The organism is Paenibacillus sp. LS-5 (genome assembly GCF_056121505.1).
Genome location: NZ_JBWAVA010000002.1, coordinates 111,174 through 131,108, shown reverse-complemented (window position 1 = coordinate 131,108; position 19,935 = coordinate 111,174). Strand labels below are relative to the sequence as shown.

The 19,935-nt window shown below is 55.1% G+C and carries 9 protein-coding genes; 1 reads left to right on the top strand and 8 read right to left on the bottom strand.

Annotation, left to right across the window (positions count from 1 at the left end; translation table 11 throughout):
* Positions 1 to 30 precede the first annotated feature (30 nt).
* From AC0MA3_RS03850 to AC0MA3_RS03830, 5 genes are all read right to left on the bottom strand, one after another.
* On the bottom strand, positions 31 to 3,714 hold the full coding sequence (locus AC0MA3_RS03850; protein WP_474655239.1) for an AAA family ATPase: 3,684 nt from the start codon (positions 3,712 to 3,714) through the stop codon (positions 31 to 33).
* 1 nt (position 3,715) lies between these two features.
* The gene (locus AC0MA3_RS03845) at positions 3,716 to 4,897 is read right to left on the bottom strand and encodes an exonuclease SbcCD subunit D (RefSeq protein WP_474655238.1); all 1,182 of its coding nucleotides are present in this window, start codon (positions 4,895 to 4,897) and stop codon (positions 3,716 to 3,718) included.
* Positions 4,898 to 4,986: 89 nt separating this feature from the next.
* Positions 4,987 to 9,156 (bottom strand): UvrD-helicase domain-containing protein, encoded by a 4,170-nt coding sequence (locus tag AC0MA3_RS03840; protein WP_474655237.1) that lies wholly within the window; start codon positions 9,154 to 9,156, stop codon positions 4,987 to 4,989.
* Positions 9,153 to 12,689 (bottom strand): helicase-exonuclease AddAB subunit AddB, encoded by a 3,537-nt coding sequence (addB, locus tag AC0MA3_RS03835; RefSeq protein WP_474655236.1) that lies wholly within the window; start codon positions 12,687 to 12,689, stop codon positions 9,153 to 9,155. Before addB ends, AC0MA3_RS03840 begins: the two co-directional genes overlap by 4 nt.
* Before the next feature lie 232 nt (positions 12,690 to 12,921).
* Positions 12,922 to 14,319 carry a class I SAM-dependent rRNA methyltransferase gene (locus AC0MA3_RS03830; RefSeq protein ID WP_474655235.1) on the bottom strand — a complete coding sequence of 466 codons (1,398 nt, stop codon included), beginning with the start codon at positions 14,317 to 14,319 and terminating at the stop codon, positions 12,922 to 12,924.
* 98 nt (positions 14,320 to 14,417) lie between these two features.
* Here AC0MA3_RS03830 and AC0MA3_RS03825 point away from each other — a divergent pair, with 98 nt between their 5' ends.
* Positions 14,418 to 15,407, top strand: a complete 990-nt coding sequence (locus AC0MA3_RS03825) for a Na/Pi cotransporter family protein (RefSeq protein WP_474655435.1) — start codon at positions 14,418 to 14,420, stop codon at positions 15,405 to 15,407.
* Between the two features lie 164 nt (positions 15,408 to 15,571).
* On the opposite strand, the gene AC0MA3_RS03820 is transcribed toward AC0MA3_RS03825, so the two are convergent.
* From AC0MA3_RS03820 to mtaB, 3 genes are all read right to left on the bottom strand, one after another.
* Positions 15,572 to 17,815, bottom strand: coding sequence for an Ig-like domain-containing protein (locus AC0MA3_RS03820; protein ID WP_474655234.1), 2,244 nt, complete (start codon positions 17,813 to 17,815; stop codon positions 15,572 to 15,574).
* Positions 17,816 to 17,944: 129 nt separating this feature from the next.
* On the bottom strand, positions 17,945 to 18,382 hold the full coding sequence (locus AC0MA3_RS03815; RefSeq protein ID WP_379161112.1) for an NUDIX hydrolase: 438 nt from the start codon (positions 18,380 to 18,382) through the stop codon (positions 17,945 to 17,947).
* A gap of 209 nt (positions 18,383 to 18,591) precedes the next feature.
* Complete coding sequence (gene mtaB, locus AC0MA3_RS03810; protein ID WP_474655233.1) at positions 18,592 to 19,935, bottom strand: tRNA (N(6)-L-threonylcarbamoyladenosine(37)-C(2))-methylthiotransferase MtaB; 1,344 nt, start codon at positions 19,933 to 19,935, stop codon at positions 18,592 to 18,594.

The window sequence follows — 19,935 nt, the reverse complement described above, 5'->3', positions numbered from 1 at the left end:
CTGTGACGATCATCACATTGTATGTGAAGATTACATTTTTTCCAAAAGAATCCGCGATCCCCCGCCTCCCTGCTCTGCCGGAACAATAACCAGCTTGCGGGGCAGACGTGCCCTCAGCTCGGGAACATGGCTAATGATCCCAACAGAGAGCTGGTCGTTATGCAGTCTTTCGAGCGATGTGATGACAGTGTCGAGCAGGTCCGGGTCCAAGGTGCCGAAACCCTCGTCCAGGAAAAAGAATTGCAGCGGATATTGCCCCCTAAGCTGAATCTGCGCCGAAAGGGCCAGTGCCAGGGATAAAGAGGTCAGGAACGTTTCTCCGCCGGATAAAGTGGATACCGGTCGTCTAACGCCGCCATTTCCGTCATCCCGGATCACAAACCCGCCGCCAGAATCCACCTCAAGCGCATAGCGCTGCTTGCTCAGGAAACGAAGCCGCTGTGAAGCAGCCTGGCATACCTGCATCAGTTGTTCCTCTGCTATATATTCTACAAAGGCATTTCCCCGCAGGACAGTCTGCAGCTTGGAAAGCTGGTCTTGAAGCGCAGCATGCTCCGCCCGTCTCCCTTCCAGCTCCACCCAGCGGATGTGGCGATGCTGCAAGTCCTCCAGGTCACGTTCAGCACGAGCACGGCCCTGTAAAGCGGCCTCATCTTCCTTCTTGCAGCTGTGCAGGGCTGCCTGGCTCTCCTGCCATTCTTCTGCGCTTAAGACCGCACCTTCCAGCTTCTCTTCGATGTTCCGCAGCTGCAGTGTAACTTCAGCCTCCCCATCACGGTGAGCCCGTACACGTGCACCAGCTTCCATCCGGTCCTCAGGAGTGAGCGCGGCAACTTCCACCTCAGAGGCTGAAGCAAACAGCGAGGCGTTCAGACTATCCTTCCAATGCGTGTCAGCCGCCGTATAATGCTCCCGGGCAGACTCAGCTGCCTGGCGGCTGATAGCGGCTTCCTTCACCGCATGCTGTGCCTGATCGGCTGCTGCCCGGTGAGCTTGCTTACTGCTGTCCAGCCCCGCCTGCAGCTCCTGAAGCCGCTTCTCACATCCCGCCAGCAAAGCGCCAGCAGAGCGGCCGTCAGTCCACTGAAGAAGGCGTTGCTCTTTCTCGCGCTCCAGCGACTCTTTGCCTTCCAGCTGGGCGTTCCACTGGGCCAGCTCTTTATCCAGAGAGGCTATTTCCTCTTGCAGCATCTGGACCGAAGCACTCTTGTCGTCCAGGAACTTGACGCTGATCTCCAGCCGTCCCCTGATTTCCTCAGCCTGCTCATCCTTCTTCAGCATTTCCCGGTAGGCATGCTCCGCATCATCCGGTGCAATCTCCGGAAAGAGCCTCGTCCATTCGTTATTGAGATCCTCCAGCTGCCGGGCCAGATCTGCTGTCTTGACTGTAATCCCTTGCAGCCAAGCGGCTTCAGCTTCCGCCGCCGCTGCTTCCTTGTGGGTCAGCTGCTGCTGATCCTGCCAGGCGCGCTGCCACTCTGCCGCAATGCGGCGAAGCTCGCCGGAGCGGACTTTACGCTCAGAATAACCTGTCTCCAGTCCGGACAAAACCTGTTCACCCGGAACTGTACTGGTACGGAATGATACAGAAGCGGCGGAGTCACCGGCAGAGTCCGGAACCGCAGCTGAATTCGAAGAAGAAATACTTGTTGGGCGTTCCGATGGACCCGAGGCTATAGTTGGATCGGAAGAAGACAAGGCTGCTAGGTGATCCGTTGGAGCCGGGGTCTTAGCTGGATCCGAAGACGACAGACCTATCGGGCGTTCCGCTCGAGCCGGGGCTATAGCTGGATCCGAAGAAGAAGGAGCTGCCAGGTGATCCGTTGAAGCCGGAGTCTTAGACTGAGCAGGGTTGGCTACGCTGCCCTCCTCCAAGCCCGCAGCGGCGGGTGCTGCGAAAGACTCTGCCGCCCCTTCGCCATATACCTGTTCCAGCCAGGTCATATCCTGCTCCAGCAGGCTGCGGAATTGAAGACGCACTTCAAGCGCCCGTCTGCCTAAGGCGCGGGATTGCTCGAGCTGATGCTCCAGTTCTTCCCGCTCGGCGCTGTCCTCTGCCAGCGCAGGTGCGGGGTGGTGCGGGCTGCCGCAGACAGGACACGGCTGCCCGTCCAGCAGTTCACTGGCGAGCGACAGAGAGAGCCGGTGCCGCTCTTGGCCCTTAAGCGCCGCCGCAAGCGTGCTTCCGTGAAGCTCCAGCTGATCGGCGGCGGCTCCCGCTGCGGCCTCTCCGGCGCGCAGCTCCTGCAGGTGCAGCGCAGCGGCGGCGATGCCCGTGCCGCGCTGCGCCTCAAGCGAGCGCCGCCGTTCCCCGGCGGCGGCGAGCCGCGCCTCCGCCGCCGCGAGCACCGCGGCGCGCTCGGCGCGTTCCCGTTCCGCCGTCTCCCGCTGGGAGGAGGCGGAACGCAGGCCCTGCAGACGCTGCATGGCTTCCTGCAGCGACTGCCGCTCCTGGGAGCGGACCGCGAGCGGCTGCAGGCTCTGCTGAAGCTCGTGCTGGCGCTTTTGGCCCTTGGCCAAAAGCTCACGCTCCCGGGCCATGCTCTCCCGCCGGGCAGCGAGCCCGCGGGAGGTCTCATCGCGGCACTCCAGCAGCGCTGTGCGCTCGCGCCGCAGACCGCTAAGCTCAGCTTCCAGCTCGAGCGCGCGGCGGTAGGTGTCCGCCCCCTGCCTGAGGGCGGGCTCTTCTGCGGAAAGCGCGGCCTGCGCCGCCGCTTCCGCTGCTGCCTGCGCCGCCGCCTGCTGCTCGGCTGCGGCGGCCTGAGCCTCCTGGCCCTCCGCATGGGCCAGCCGGCTCTTCCAGGCCTCTTCCGCGCTGCGCCAGGCCTTCAGCGCGGGCAGCATCTTCTCGGCTTCGTCAGCCTTGCCGAGCTTCTGCTCCAGCAGGAGAATCTCCGCCTCCTGCGCGAGCAGAGCCTGCCGCTGTCCCTCGCGGCGGGAACGCTCCTCCTGCAGCTCACGGATGCGGGCATAGCGTTCCGCCCGCTGCGTTGCCTCATCCAGCCGCTTGCGGCAATCTGCCGCCTGGCGGACTGCTTCCTGCAGGCGCTGTGCAGCAGCCTCAACATCCGCCTTGCCTGCACTTCCCAGCCCCTGCTGCTCCGCCTCCAGCGCCCGCAGCGCGGCCTCGTTCTCCTTGACCCTGCGGCTAAGCTTAAGCGCCAGTCCGTCACCATACTGCTCCAGATGAAAAAGACGCTGGAGCATTTGCCTGCGGTCCACGCCGCGCAGTGACAGGAACTCGGCAAATTTCCCCTGCGGCAGCACCACAGCACGGGTGAAATCATCCATTTTAAGTCCAATATGCTCCTCCACGCAGCGTGTAACATCTGCCAGCTTGTCAGCCATCACATGATCGCCGTCAGCGTTAACCTCAATAAAACGGCTGATGGTATTGCTTACCGACTGGTCACCTGTCCGCTTGAACTTACGTTCAACCCTGTAACGGCGGGGGCCGGCAGAGGAGGTAAGCTCAAAAGTAAATGCCACGCTGAGCTGGTCCTCAGAATGATTCATAATTCCCTGTGTCCCATTCACTGCACGTTCCACTTTGCCATACATGGCCAGTGTGATCGCGTCCAGCAGACTGGATTTGCCGCTTCCCGTCGGCCCAAAAATACCGAACAGCCCGGTCTCGGTCAGACTCGCAAAATCAATCTCCTGCTGCTCTCTGTAACTTTGCAGCCCGGCTACTTTTAGTAGAATTGGCTTCACTTCAGTTCTCCTCCCCTTCTGCAGGCTCGCGCCGCTCTTCTTCCGCCAGCTCCAGGAACAGTTCAATCAGGCTGTCCTCAGGCTCTGCTCCTCCGGTCTGCCGCTGATAGAATCTGCGGAACAGCTCCTGCACGGGCATGCGCGAGCGGGCCATCTCCTCAAGCTCCTGCTCCATCTGCGGATACACCGGGCGGATATGTATAATCCCCTCACGGGATTTGCGCAGCCGCTGAATATCATTCAGCGACATCGCTTCCGTGAGGCGGAGCTCCAGATCAATAAAGGCATTTGCATCCCGGCCTTCATCCAGCCAGTTGTAGACTTCCTGCAACCCCCCGGAAGACTTCCAGTTCACCAGAGGACGGCCACAGCGCAGATAGATCTCCTCAAAGGAAGGCTCCCCGCCAGGCGCGATCTCCAGCAAAGCCACGGACTTCGCCTGACCTGCTTCAGAGAAGCTGTAGGCCAGAGGCGATCCGCTGTAACGGATCATGCCGTCGCCTTTCACACGCTGGGCGCGGTGAAGATGGCCGAGCGCTGTATATTGTGCGCCGCATGACAGCGCGGAAGGATCAACGGTATAAGCCCCGCCAACCTGGATGGGCCGCTCTGAATCACTCTCCACTCCGCCCAGCACATAGATATGACTCATGGCCAGATTGACTGTCTTCGGTGAGAATTCACGGCCCAGCAGCTTCATCAGCCTGCCGACCCTGGCACTGTAAGCAAGACGAAGTTCATCTTCTCCCGCATCACCGGCGAGAAGCTCGCCAAGCCGGGCTTCCGAGGGATAAGGCAACGCTGCGATTTTGGCAATCTCGCCTGTACGCACGGCATGAACGGTCACCGGTTCCGAGGTAGGCAGGCCCACAAGTGTGATGCCCTGTCTGCGGACAAGCGGCGACACGGATGCCACACGCTCAGGCTGATCATGATTGCCGGAAATGACTACAAGCGGCCGTCCATTAGCCGTAAGTCTGGCGGCCGCATCGTAGAAGAGCTGCTCGGCTGCTGCCGGTGGATTCACAGAATCATAGACATCCCCTGCCATCAGTATCAGATCCGCCTGGGAGGCATCCGCAATCTCCACCAGTTCATCGATGAACTGCTCCTGCTCCTTCTGCCGGCTTCTTCCTTCCAGCGTCCGCCCCAGATGCCAGTCTCCCGTATGCAATATGCGCATTGTCACCCTCTTTTCCCCGCCCACATGCGGTGCTTCTTGATTGATAGATTGATAGATTTATAGTTTCAATGTTAATAATTCCGCTGGATTCATAGCTTCACAGCATGTCCGCCGTCAAAAAAGTACAGCCAAATCTCGCTGACCGGCTCCCCGAGAATATCAAGCAGCGCCTTGCTGTAGAGTTCCAGCTGAAAACGGTATTTCTCTTTCAGCGAATCAAGTCCACCCTCATGTTCCAGAACAGCGTCCGTCTTATAATCCAGCAGAATCAGCCGTCCCTCCTCCCGGAAAAGACAGTCGATGACTCCCTGAATCAGAACGGATTCTGCCGAAGCCGGGGTTTCTTCAACAGCTTCAAGTCTCGGAGCGGCATCATTGATAAATGTAAGTCCTTGGTAAGCCTCTTCAGCAGGAACCATATAGCTGAAAGGCTGTTCTCTTCTTTTCCAGGGAGCCCCAATCAGCCTCCGGCCCAATTCACCCATATAGAACGCCTCAATATCACCAAGCTCGACAGCCTGAGCCTGCTCGTCTGTGAGGATGGCAAGCCGGGTAAGACGTGCTATTGTGGCTTCCAGAACAGTACGGTCTACAGTCTCTTCCAACGGAATATGCTGCATGACCGTATGATAGGCCGTTCCCCGCTCGGAAGGCGACAGGCCCCGTTTCTCCATAAATTTCGGGCGCTGCAGATGGAGACTATCCGCTCCTGCCACCCCACGCGCCAGGCTGTTCCCTGAAGCCTGGGCCCGTGATTCTTCAAGCAGGTCATAAGAAGGCTGCTCCTGCATGGACAGCATCGATTTCAGTTCGGTGACTGAAGTTTTGGCAGGAATCCGGGACGCGGAGGCATGGGGATAAGCCCACTTCAGTCTTGCTGAAATATCAGCCTCTCTGCTCGTACTCTTAACTGGAACACGGTTGCCGCGCTTTAAGGCTTCGAGCATCGTCTGCCTTTCTTCATTCGGATCCGCTGCTCCAGCTACACCAAATGAGCCGGAACTGAGTTCTGAAGCATTCACCGCCGAGATGCTCCAATTGGATAAATCACCATGCAGTACAGCAGATACTGCTCCCTCTGTTCCTGCCAGCTTGCGAAGAATAGCTGCGCCTGGATGGCGGATTAATGCCGGTCCCACCCAATCCAAATAGCTGCGGCCCCTGGCCAGCAAATGATCTTCAAGCAGCAACTCTTCACGTGCCTGCACACTGCTCCAGCCTGCAAGGGTACGCGATAGATCCCTTACGGTGCCGACAAGGATCATTTTGTCACGAGGCCGGGTTAATCCAACATAGAGCACACGCATCTCCTCTGCCAAGAGTTCCAGCCGGGAACGGCGGTTAATGGCCAGATAAGGAAGTGTAGGATAGCTGACCCTGGTCTCCCGCTCTACAAAACGCGGGCCGAATCCAAGCTCTTTATGCATCAGGAACGGGGAATACAAATCCTGACGGTTGAACGGCTTCGCCATTCCTGCCAGAAACACTACCGGGAACTCAAGACCCTTGGACTTGTGGATGGTCATAATTCTTACTCCACCGGTCTCTTCGCCCGTTCCTCCAGCCACTCCCAAGTCCCCGCCGTTTTCGCGCAGCCGGTTAATGAACACCAAAAAGCGGAACAACCCTCGTGCAGAAGTATCATTTTCAAATTGTACAGCCCTGTCATACAGCGCCGTCAGATTATTCTGACGCTGAAAGCCTCCAGGCAGGCCGCCTACCCATTCCAGATAGCCGCTCTCTCCATAAATCCGCCAGATTAATGTACTGAGACTGCCCTCCCGGGCGGCATTTCTCCAGCCCTCAAGCCGCTTCAAAAACGCTCGCAGCTTCATCTGAAGCTGCACAGATATTTCCGGTATTCCTCCATCGGTTGCCGTATTCTCCGCTAATCCGCCGCTTCCTGATGGGCTTCCTTCGTTAGAAGCAGCACTCTCAGCTTGAACAGTCTCTGCGAGTCCAACTGTCTGCTGTATATCCGCATGTAATGACTTTGAATATGAGTCTGTTATATCCTCTTCACCGGCAGCCGCAAGTACAGCATCAAAAAACGAACCATTACTGCAGAGACGTATGAGAGCCAGCTCCTCTTCGCGCAGATTCACCACAGGTGACCGGAGCACACCGGCCAGAGGGATATCCTGACGGGGATTGTCCACAATCTGCAGCAGCGACAGGGCAATTTCAACTTCGGTTGCCTGAAAATAGCCTTTGTTCTGGTCGCCATACGCAGGAATGCCTTCCATACGCAGCTCCTCAATCATCAGCGGTGTCCAGATTCGCGCGGACCGCAGCAAAATTACAATATCGCCATATACAACCGGACGCATAATCTTCCTTGCTTTATCATAAATCAGCAGCGGCTCACCGCCACTCATCCCTGTCATCTGCGAGATGCGGCGGACAATGGCCCTTGCCTCAAGCTGTGCAGTTTCACTCTCAATAGCTTCATTCTCCTGAGCGGGAAGCTCCCCGTCATCAGCCGGCTCCTCTGAACGGACAGACGGCGATGCCCCCCGGTCGATCAGCAAAAGTTCAGGAGCAAAATAGAGATCCGGCCCTTTTTCCTCAGCCCCCGGGAAATTCGCCCCATAGACCAGCTCCGCGCGCTCATCGTAGCTTATTTCAGCAACCTTACTGTCCATAATCTGCCGGAAAATCATATTCACGGCATGGACTACCTCCAGACGGCTGCGGAAATTACGGGCCAGATCGATTACGGAGCCGCTCCTTGTCGTGCCTGAATCCGGGAATTCATCATCCCCGGGATTCTCCCCGCTCCCAGCTGTGCCATCGCTTCTGTTGTCTGTGGCTGAGCCAAATTTCTGGTATTTATCCAGAAAAAGTCCCGGCTCCGCCAGACGGAAACGGTAAATACTCTGCTTCATATCTCCAACCATAAAGCGGTTGCCCGGGGATTCGCGGGAGATCAGCCGCACAATTTCTTCCTGAACGCTGTTCGTATCCTGATATTCATCCAGCAGCACTTCGTCGAACTGGTCGCGGTACTCCATCGCCGCATCTGAGGGCACAGAATGACCGGGTACAGAATCCTCGTGGCGCAGGATTTTCAGACAGTAATGTTCCAGGTCACTGAAATCGACCATTCCCCGGCCTGCTTTCTCGATCCGGTAACGTTCACCGAATTCGATGACTGTCTCCGCAAGCTCCCGCATTAGCGGGGCGGCCTCATGCAGTTCACCCAGAAAAGCCTCGGCGGGACGCCCAAAGAGGGATTTCTGCAGTTCCAGCAGACTCTTCTTCACATTGTCCCGGAGCTCTTTAACGGTCTCCTGGAGCCCTGGATCAGTCGAATCCTTCTTGCAGGCCTTCAGCTTTCCAAACGATATTTCCATAAAAATATCATACAGCTCGGCCCAAGAACGGAATTCCAGGGCTTCCTGCAGCGACTGCACCATTTCCAGATCCGCAGCCAGATTATCGGCATACGGAGCGGGGCCTCCAGGCTGCAGCGCAATCTCCCGGCCCCTGCGGAGCTGGCTCGCAGCCCCATCCAGCGTCAGCTTCGCTTCCGCCAGAATGCTCTGCACCCATGGCGTGCGGCTTAAAGCTTCCGTGTCCGGCAGGGAAAAATCCGCCGCAGTACTCCGCAGCCACTCCGCCGGCCAGGGATGGCTGCGCGCAAAATCATGCAGCCGCTGCACCAGGGCATGCACCGCATCATCACTGCGCTCTCCACTGAACCAGTCAGCCAGCCGAACAAAAACAGTATCTTCCCCGTCCTCGGTCACTTCTCCATATTTCTCTTCCAGCAGCTCCTCCAGCAATTCCTGGCGCATCATCTCTGCTTCATGCTCATTCAGAATCCGGAACCCGGGATCAATGGGAATGAGCTGGTAGTAACGCCGTATGACCTCCAGACAAAAGGAATGCAGCGTCGTAATCGAAGCTTTGCCGAGCAGAGCAAGCTGGCGGCGCAGATGCTCATTGCCCTGGCTTCCTGCCTCATCCCCTGAGTCCTCCTCCTCCAGCTTCCGTTCCAGTGCCTCGCGGATGCGCTGACGCATCTCAGCAGCGGCTGCCTTCGTGAACGTGGCCACCAGAAGCCGGTCCACACTGAACCCGTTTTCTTCGCTGCTGATCTTGCGGATAATCCGTTCGACCAGGACTGCGGTCTTGCCGGAGCCTGCCGCCGCCGCGACCAGGATATCATCACCACTCTCGGCAATGGCACGCCACTGATCGTCGCTCCACAGGCTTCCTTCCGGTTTGGGCTCTATTTCGGCTTTTCGAATCATGGCTTATCTCCTCCTTCGCGGGACAGCAGGTCCCAGATTGCTTCTTTGCCCGGCTTGCCGAGAATGTTGTAAGCATTGCCTTCCACAGCCTCATCGAACTGGCATACCGGCCGGTAGGAACAGAAAGTGCAGGCCGTTTCCTGCTGTATCCGGTAAGGCTGAATCGCCACATCACCTTCGGTAATACGAGTCCCGATATCAGTGATCGTGCTGCGTACCGAGGACAGCAGATGTCCCCATTGCTCAGGCGTAGCGACCGAAGCGCTGCTGTAAAAGCTTCCATCGCTCTTCAGTGCCACCGGTACAATCGAGGAATGTCCCTTGTCCAGCGTAGTATCCATAAGCGAGACAACTTCACGGTCAGCCGTCAGCAGCCCTTTCATTTTGAAACGCTTCATCAGCTCCTGCTCAGCCTGCTCGCGGTTCATGCCGTTCGCTGAAGTCAGCAGCGGATCATGCACATGGAAATAGAGCGTTCCGGCCGGAAGAGCAGTCTTCCCGAGCCATTGCTCCGAATAGGTGAGCAGAACATCCAGGTAGGTCAGCATCTGTAGCGACAGCCCGTAATAGACCTCGTGCAGCTTGAGGTCCTTCTGGCTGGATTTATAGTCGATCACCCGCAGCAGAATGCCTTGCTCACCCTCAGCCATATCCACACGGTCAATCCGGCCCACCACCTCCATCACACAGCCGTTGGGCAGAGTGATTCTAAGCGGCGGCAGGTCCTTACCCGGACCAAAATCAAGCTCAAGCCCCACTGGCTCAAAGCTGCCCCGTCTGGCATGTTCCCCAAGAATCACGGAGGCGCGTCCTACAATGTTCTTAAGCTTACGGGAAATATATCCGTAGCGTTTGCTGCTCATCAGGATTTCCCCTTGAAGAAGCGGAGAGAGCCGGTCCACAGTCTCTCCTGCCTCCCGGCGGCATTCCTCTGCCGTCATACTGCCCCAGCTGCGCCCCTGCTTCTGCAGCCGCACAGCCATATCGCTGAGAGCAGCATGGAACAGCTGCCCGATATCCGGGGCCTGCAGCTTATAGAGCTGGCGTTCTTTCAGCCTCAGCCCGTAGGAAGCGAAATGCGAGAAGGCGCAGGCGACGAATTTCTCCATACGCGACACACTCCCCCTCACTGTCGTTCCTCCGTATAAGTGCAGACTGGTTCTGCGCTTCAGCCGGATTCCTTCATTGCGGTAGAACAGAGATCCAAGCAGCCGTTCCAGCTCTGGCCGGTGATTCACATCATCCATAAACCAGTTATAGACATCCCACCAGAGTGCTGGAATCTCAACGCCCTGCCGCCACTGCCGAAGCTGTAAAATCAGCATGCGCAGTGTCTGCTCCGGCTGACCCACAAAGCCCATATGCAGTGCTTCAAGCGCTTCTACCGTCCCGATTTCATCTGCCGCTCCTGCCGAAGCTGCAGGAAATCCAGAAACAAACCGCTCTTGCAGTGCCCCTGGAAACATGCCATGCAGATGTCGGATCATTTCGGAGGGCAGGAGGGCTTTGCCTTCTTCATCTGATGTTGCATAACTGATCCAAAGCTTGCGGCTTGCCGTTGTGAGTGTATTGTAAATCAGAAAACGCTCGTCCAGCATCTTGCGGGAAGAACCGGGAGCAAGCTCCATTCCTGCATTCTCCAGCAGCAGTCGTTCCCCTTCCGAGAGGATGCCGTCTTCTTTGAACTGGGCGGGAACAACCCCTTCATTGAATCCCAGTAAAAAGGCGTATTTCACTCCCGATACCCGTGTGCGGTCCATATTTCCCACCAGCACCTGATCCAGCGCAGGCGGCACCAGTCCCATTTTCAGTTCAGCCAGACCCGTCTCCAGTACCCCGGCAAAAACCTCAAACTCCATTCTTTCATTGCCCATCATCTCAGCAATCTGATCCAGCAGGTCCAGCACCGCTCCCCATAGCTGGGTATGCTCACGGGCCGCTTCAGGACGCCCCAGTTCCAATGCTCTGGCACTCATCTGTTCCAGCTTGCGTGCGGCATCCGTATCCTGCAGAAGAAAATATACCGCCTTGCACAGTTCCAGACCGCTGCGGCTTGTTTTGACCCTTTTCTCAAAAGCCTGAAGCGGACCTGTAATGACCTCCCGGCAGGCTTCCATTCTTGCCAGCAGTGCTTCATCCACGATTCTCTCGCCTTCCAGAGAAAGACTCGGAATGCCTTTCCAGGACCGGCCATTCGTCCAGCGGTGGCCTTGAATACCGCATGCCAGCACATAATTCTCCAGTGCATCCATATCCGCGCGCGTCACACTGTTGTCCATCGGCAGCAGCAGTTCCGTCTTCACACAGCGGAACACATCTTCATACCGCCAACGTCTGCGCACCACATCAAACGAAGAGCGGATAAATTCTATTAACGGATGATGCAGCTCATTCATCTTTTGGTCAAGGAAGAAGGGGATTCCGTAGTCCTGGAACAGGGGAACCACAAGCTGCTCATAATCGGCAATATTGCGCATGAATACTGCCATCTCCTTATATTCGGCACCTTCCTCACGGGCAAGACGAAGCATCTCCCTGAGACTTCCTTCTACTTCGGCTCTGCGCGATGCTGCCGCAGTAAGGGTAATGGCATCATCCACCTCTGAAGCCGCACCGCTCCAGCGGATTCGCCGGCCAAACCCCTTCTCCAAATGGGCTAGAGCCGGACTTCCGGCAAAACGCGGCAGCACCGGCGGTGCCAGCAGTTCATCCCATACCGTCAGACCCATCTCCTCTGCCATTCCGCGCAGCTTGATACAGGTTACAGCTGAGGGATGAAACAGCTCAAGCTCATGAGGCTGTATCCCCGAAGGGTAGATCCGGTCAAGTGTCAGAGCAACCGTAACTTTTGCGGCATATTGCATCAGCTCCCGCAGCACGGCAAATTCCTGCGTTGTGAAGCCGTGAAAACCGTCCACCCAGATTTCCGCACCGCGAATATAAGCAGAATCCTGAATATGTTCAGCCAGCTCAGCCAGCCGGTCCTCGTCATCCATGTACAGCCGGGACATTTCCTGTTCCAACTCGCGGAACACCATATGCACATCATCCAGCTTGCTTGCGAGAATGGGACTTCGCCCTATCGAATCTCTCATACGGACGATCTGCTCCTCCAGATCAGCAGTGCCCAGGCAACAGCGTTTCAGTTCCGTGTGTAATTGGCTAAGCCGCTCTACAAAACCCGGTCTGTCGCTTGATTGACCAAACAGCTTTAACTCTTCCTTATGGCGGCTGATGATCTTGTAGATCAGCATCTTCTTGCCTTCCTCACTGATCGGCAGACTGGCACTGCCTCCGGTCTCCTGCTTCACCCGGTACGCCAGCCGCGAGAAGCTCAGTGTCTGGGCACGAATGCTTCCTTTCGTCTTTCCCGTCTTCAACAATCCCTGCTCTGCACCAAATGAGCCCTGCTCCGGGACCAGTACAATCATCGGAGCGCCCAGCGGTTCTGCTTCGAGGCGGGAGGAGACATCCTCCCATATCTTCGTAGTCTTGCCGCTGCCTGAGCGGCCAATCAAAAAGTGTACTGTCATCACAGCAGACCCCTTCCATGGCAGAGAAATAGTATGATAATAAAATATGCTATACAATCATTCACTAGTTTTATAGGTGAAAATTCAGAGGAATCCGTCCCAACATTATAGCACATCTCTTCCAGCTAGAACATACGTTTGCCATTCTTTGCATATCCCAATCTATCATTTTCTGGATTCTCATATTGCAAAAAGAGCCCCTCCGGCAGGGAGGGACTCTTTGTATTCAGATCTATTTGCTGCGCACTTCAAAAATGGCAAATTTCAAGTAGTGGCCTTCGTCCACACCGAGAATTTGCGGATGGTCTTTGCCTGCAGCGCGCCACTCAATCAGACGCAGCACTTTACCCGCATCCTTGGCAGCTTCCGCGATGGTGTCCAGAAACAGCTGCGGCTGCATGTGATAGGAGCAGCTTGCCGTTACGAGGTAGCCGCCCTCGTTGACCAGCTTCATGCCGTGTAGGTTGATATCCTTGTAACCGCGGCAGGCGCCTGCCACCGCACTTTTGGTCTTGGCAAAAGCAGGCGGGTCCAGAATAACGACATCCCACGTCCGCCCTCCTCCGGCTGTCATCGGTTTGGCGGTATCCGCTTTGACCGCAGCTTTAGCGCCAGGCTTGGCCTCACTTCTGCCGGTGGCCCGCTCAGAGCGTTCTTCCAGGCCTTTGACCTGGTTACGCAGGAAAGCAAAAGCATCGTCGACCACAAATTCCACCCGGTCTGTGAAACCATTCAGCTCTGCGTTGGCTTTGGCGCTCTCGATCGCATGGGCGGATACGTCAAGGCAGGTGACCTTCTTGGCCCCGTACTTGCAAGCATGTAGAGTGAAGCTGCCGGTATGAGCGAAGCACTCCAGTACTGTTGCACCATCCCAATAAGGGAAGGTAACCGGTTTACCGCTTTTGTTAACCGGAAGAGTCTGGAGGGATCCGTCTTCTGCTGCAACCTGCTGCAAAGTAATACCACTGCGTCCACCCCAGCCCTGGATCAACGGAGCAATGGAAGCCCGGTTCTCCCGCTGGTCAAAAAAGTATCCGGTCTTCTGCCCTTCTTCTATGTCTACAATCACTTTGAGGCCGTTCTCACTCACCGTTATATGACGAGGGCACTCTCCGTACAGCACGCCGGTTCTCTGTTCCAGTCCTTCAAGCTCGCGGACACTCACATCACTGCGCTCATAAATACCACGCGGCGCCACAACTTCTACGAGTGCCTGTACAATCTGTTCGCGGCACTTGTCCATGCCCAGTGTCAGCAGCTGCACTACCAGGACATCACCGAAGCGGTCAATGATGAGACCGGGGAGGAAATCCGCTTCCCCATACACCAGGCGGTATGCATCCGCTCCCGGCAGAAACCGTTCTCTGTGGCGCAGACAATCCGCAAACCGCCCGGCAAAAAAGGCAGTATCCATTGCGGCCAGCGGACCCTGTGATAGAACTCTTACCCGAATCTGCGAAGCAGGATTGTAGTACCCTGTCCCGAGAAATCTTCCTTGATGATTAAGCACTTCCACCAATCCGCCAGCCTGCGGATCTCCGTCTACGGATGCCACTTCACTTGCATAGACCCACGGATGACCCTGCTCCAGTCTTTTTTTACGGCTGCGTTCCAGAATAACTGATGCCAATACCTTCAACTCCCTGTTCTTGTTAATGATTAGTATACATGTCCACTTCACTGCATTCATATATTGGTGTACAACCCCGTTCAAAGGAGCTTGTCCCTATGATCCGTGATCTGCTGTTCCCAGTCCTATATGGTCTTGTGATTTTTCTCGCCGGCATGAAGCTGATGGAAGCTGCACTGGCGAGGCTCGCCGGCCCTCTGCTTACGAGAAGTCTGCACCAGGCAACCTCCACGCCCCTAAAAGGCCTGATTGCAAGCAGCCTGTTGTCGGCGCTGCTGCAGAGCAGCACCGCTGTAACAGTGCTCACCATCGGCATGGTGAATGCCGGGCTGCTGACTTATGCCCGGACGCTGGGCATCATTCTGGGCAGTAATATTGGTACCTGCCTGACCACAGAGCTGATCGGCCTGCAGATCAGTACGATGGCCGCTCCGCTGCTTATCGTGTCGCTCTGTCTATGGGCGGCTGCCGTCATGCTCGGCGAGCTGCCCTCCCAAGGCTCACGGATAGCGGAATCCAGTCGCAGAATTGCCGTACCTCTGCAATTCATCTGCCTGGCAATGGCCGGGTTCGCGATGGTCCTCTGGGGCATAGCGGTTATGCAGTCTATTGGACCCGCGCTGCAGGCCAGCGGCCTGTTCCGCTGGTTCCTTGACCATGCGGCTACCAGTGCGCTCTGGGGCCTGGCCGCCGGAGCCTGCCTGACCGCGATGCTGCACAGCAGCGCGGCGGTCATCGGCATGGCCATGGGCCTCGCCAGCTCCGGCGTAATGCCGCCGGAGCTGGGCATCGCTGTTGTGCTGGGTGCCAACATCGGCACCTGCGTCACCGCCGTAATCGCCGCCATCGGCGGTTCGGCTACCGGCAAGTTCGTCGCCGGATCGCATGTCACGCTGAATGTGGGCGGCGCCCTGCTGTTCCTGCCCTTCATTCAGCCGTTGCAATCCTTGTCTGCCTGGATGGGCGGCAGTCCTGCCGCCCAGCTTGCCCATGCTCAGACGATCTTCAATGTCGTCTGTTCACTTGGCGTGCTGCCGCTGTGCTACCTGCCGGTATGGACCCGGCTGGAGAAACGGCTGCAGGCATAGTAGTCCGAAAAGGCATTATCGCTGTACCATTATACTTCAATCAGCCTTACAGTTCTAATGCTAGTTCATGCTTCAAGAAAAAAAGACCTGTAACCCCTCATATAGGCGGATTAACAGGTCTTAATGTTAGACATCCGATGATCAGATTCAACCGGATATGCTTACTATTTTACTGTAATAGATACCGTTACTGTTTTATTGTTGAACTTACCTTTAATAGAGGTTGTCCCTTTACCCACTCCGGTAATCAATCCGGAATCATTTATCTTAGCCACAGAAGAATTAGAGCTAGTCCAAACGGTATTCCCAGTAACAATAACAGTCTTACCTGTATCATACAAAGCAGTTACTATCACCGGCTTGGAAACACCCGGTGCCAGATTCAGCTTGGTTTCACTCACGGTAAGCTTGGTCAGCTTAGGAACCACGGTGATTTTGACCGTTGCCGTAATTCCCTGGTAGGAACCGGTGAGCGTCGCTGTACCTTCGCTAACAGCTTTTACAGATGATCCTTTCACTGTAGCCACACCTGGATTGGAGGATACCCAATTCATAGCGCTAGAGAAGTTAGCTGTTTTTCCGTTCAAGAAGGTTCCGGTCACTTTAATCGTTTTAGAAGCTTTAATATTCATTTCAAGTGTGCTTGGTTCTACAAGCAGCTTCACGACTTTCTGTTCAATAGTCACCGGGATGCTGATCGTCTTATTCGAATAGGTTCCCTTCAAAGTTGCAGAGCCTTTCGCCAATCCCTTGAGGGTTTTGCCAGTTGCGGATTGCTTGATCACAGCATTGCTGCCGCTAAGCTCCCACTTGATCGCCGAAGTGACATCCAGCTCGTCCCCGTTCTCAAGCACTGCCTGAACTGCAGGCAGCGGATCCTCTTCTCCAATAACCAGTCCAACTGCATCCTCAGGCCCGATCAGCACGAGCACTTTATTCAGAACGGTCACTTTCAGTTCCACACTCTTACCACGGACAGCTGAGGAAGATGCTACTGCCGCATTTTCCTTAATCTTGCCAGTCAGGGTTACCGTGCCGGCTTTACCGCCGACAAGCTTGCCGTCCTTGACCAGAGCGATATCTCCGTTAGCGGATGTCCACTCGATTTGATCACTGATGTCGAGCTTCGTTCCATCGTATTTCGTTCCGCTAACTTTTGGCAGGCTTACAGAGTCCGCCGTGTATAGCTCCTGCTCGGTTTTTTCTACGGTCAAATCTGTAAGACTAGGGTATACAGTCAGCTTGAACGATTTGTTTACGCCAAGGTATTCACCTTTGATGACTGTAGTTCCCACTGCTTTAGCAGTAATGGTAGCTACGGCATCATTTGAAGCCACTGTATCGGCTATAACCGTTGCTGTCAGCAGATTGTCGGAGCTCCAAACCGTATTTACAGATTGATTGACTGTTGAATTCACAGCATCCCGTACAGAAGATTTAACCTTCAGGCTTTCTCCAAGGAAGAGGAATTGATCGCTATCCGGCGTCAGGAGCAGCGCTTCATAAGGTGCACGCACATAGACATCCACCGATTTGGAAATACCCAGATAGCTTGCCGTAATGACAGCCTTACCGGTTCCCAGAACTGTAATCTTGCCGGCATCCACCTTCGCAATACTCTCATTAGAGGTTGTCCAGGTGGCATCTTTAGCAATATTAATCTCGGGGCTGCTCTCCGATGTTTTGGTCATCGCGGTTAATTGAACCGGGGAATCCCCAACCAGCAGCTCCAGCTCCTTCACAGCTGTGTCTTTCGCCTTCAGGATAATCGCCGAATAAGGCAGTTGTACCACGGCTTTGAAGGTAGCAGTCAACCCTTTGTATTTAGCTGTGATGGTTGAAGTCCCTTCACCTTTAAGAGTGATCTTTCCATCATCAATAGTCAGCACATTGGTACTGGAGCTGGTCCAGTCCGCATCGGCAGTCACATCTTTCACAGAAGTGGCTGATTCTCCGCCAGTGACTTTGGCCTTGACCGTCAGTAAACTTTCACTGTCACCCAACTTATAGATGCCATCGAAGCTGCGCTCCAGTGATAAATCCTTAAAAGGATAGCTTACAGATACCTCAATTGTGGCTACAGCATTGTTGTATACTGCAGTAATGGTTGCAGTACCGGTATCAACCGCTGTCAACAGCCCGGTAGTGGATACATTTGCTACACTCGTATTGGAGGTAGTCCACTTGGCCGCAGCGGTTATATCTCTTTTGGAGGAGGAGCCTTCCACATTGGCATATACCTTAAGCTGCTTTGGTGTCTGGCCTACGGTAAGCTCTACTTTTGCAGAGCTGTCGAATTCAATCGAAGTGGTGTCGCCAGTTGCTGCAAAGACGTTTACCGGAAAAGCTACAACAATCAGCAAGATCATAGTGAAGAGCATTTTCGTCATTTTCCTGTACACAGTCATTTGTTCTCTCCTTAGGCATTGAAATTATCGGTTTTTATTTTCCACACTCTTCCACTATATCGACAATTAGTGCCTGAGTCTTTACCTTATCTTCAGTTTATTTTCAGTTTCAGCCCAATTCAGGACTTTCTAACTATTCATTTTCACATTCAGCAGAGACAAGGCTTTGCGTAAAATATGAATATTATTGGTGTATGAATTGCCGGTTCCACGGATCCAGGCGGCCGCCGGCTCATGCCATTCCACTGCATTAATCTCTTCGGTCTGCGCCTTGGTTACACCGCCTACAGATTCTACAAGAAAGTAATGAACCTCCTTGTTCACTATGCCGTGAACCGCATGCTTAAATGAATATTTAATGACATCAATCGGCGCTCTGATCACTCCGACCGTCCCTGTCTCCTCACAAATCTCACGCAGTGCCGTCTCCTCCACGGTCTCTCCTGGCTCCATCTTCCCTTTGGGCAGCGAAATTTTGCCGTAGCGGTCCACAATAAGCTGAATTTCAAGACCAGCAGCACCTGTCCGGAACACTACCCCGCCCGCTGAAATCTGCTTGTGCGCCATATTCATCCTCCTAAAAGTTTTGCCTGTGGTACTTCATCGATTGCTCTACAGGCAAAACTTACTTCGTAAGCATAAACTTAGTTTTGCCAGCGGTACTTCACCGATTGCTCTTCGCGCAAAACTTACTTCGTAAGCCCCTCTGACTTTATTACCCAAATAGCAAAACAGCCCCACAAAGTGGGGCGTAGAGTTAAGCTGTGCATCTAATCTTACTGCACGATCTGGTGCAGACCGCTCCGGTTCACGCTGACAAGCTCGCCCTTGCACTCATTCACGCCTGCTTCCGTAATCTTCACCTGGCAGAGCTCTCCCTGCAGCGAATCATCGCCGCCGAAGAACACCTGAAGGTAGTTATCGCTGAAGCCGTGCTGGGTGCTGCGGCCCGGTGCGTCTTTGGCCGATCTCTCGGCGATGACGGAGACCGTCTTGCCTACGAACTTGCGGGCGTAAGCCAGCTGCATGTCTTCGGAGAGGTCAATCAGCTGCTGAACGCGGATATTCTTGATCTCTTCATCCACCTGATTCAGCATCCGTGCTGCCGGAGTTCCCGTCCGTTTGGAATAAGGGAATACGTGCATTTCGGAGTAGTTCACAGCCTTCATGAAGTCATACCCGGCACGGAACATTTCCTCCGTCTCACCCGGAAAGCCGACAATGACATCAGTGGTTATGCCGACATCCGGCATCGCCTGGCGGATCAGCTCCATTTTGGCGAAATACTCTTCTGTTGTATATTTACGGCGCATCGCCTTCAGTACCTCGTTATGTCCGGCCTGCAGCGGAATATGCAGATGGCGGCACATTTTGGAGCTGCGGTTCAGGACCTCCAGCAGCTTCCCGTCAATCTGGCTGGCCTCAATGGAGCTGATGCGAACCCGTTCCAGCCCGTCCACCTTATCCAGCTCCCAGAGCAGATCAGCGAGACGGTAATTCTCCAGATCGTCCCCATAGCCTCCAGTATGAATGCCGGTCAGGACAAATTCCTTATATCCGGCCTCCACCAGCTGGTGCGCCTGGGCCACGATGGACTTCGGATCACGGCTGCGCGACAACCCGCGCGACCAGGGAATGATGCAGAAGGTGCAGAAGTTGTTGCAGCCATCCTGAATTTTCATAAAAGCCCGCGTCCGGTCCGCAAAGCCCGGCACATCCAGCTCTTCGAATTCCCGGGTCTTCATGATGTTGCGGACTGCGTTCACCGGCTCGCGGGACTCCTGAATGTTCTTCACATGAGTCATAATGTGCTCACGGTCCTGGTTGCCGATTACGAGATCGACACCGGGAATATCCAGAATCTCGCCTGGTGAGGTCTGCGCATAGCAGCCGGTAACGGCTACAATCGCTTCCGGATTACGGCGCACGGCGCGGCGGATCATTTGGCGGCTTTTTTTGTCGCCCGTATTCGTTACTGTACAGGTGTTGATCAAATAGACATCGGCGGGCCCTTCGAAATCAACCTGCTCGTAACCTTCATTTTTGAAAAGCTGCCAGATGGCTTCAGTGTCATAGAAATTCACTTTACAACCTAAAGTATAAAATGCTACGGATGGCAT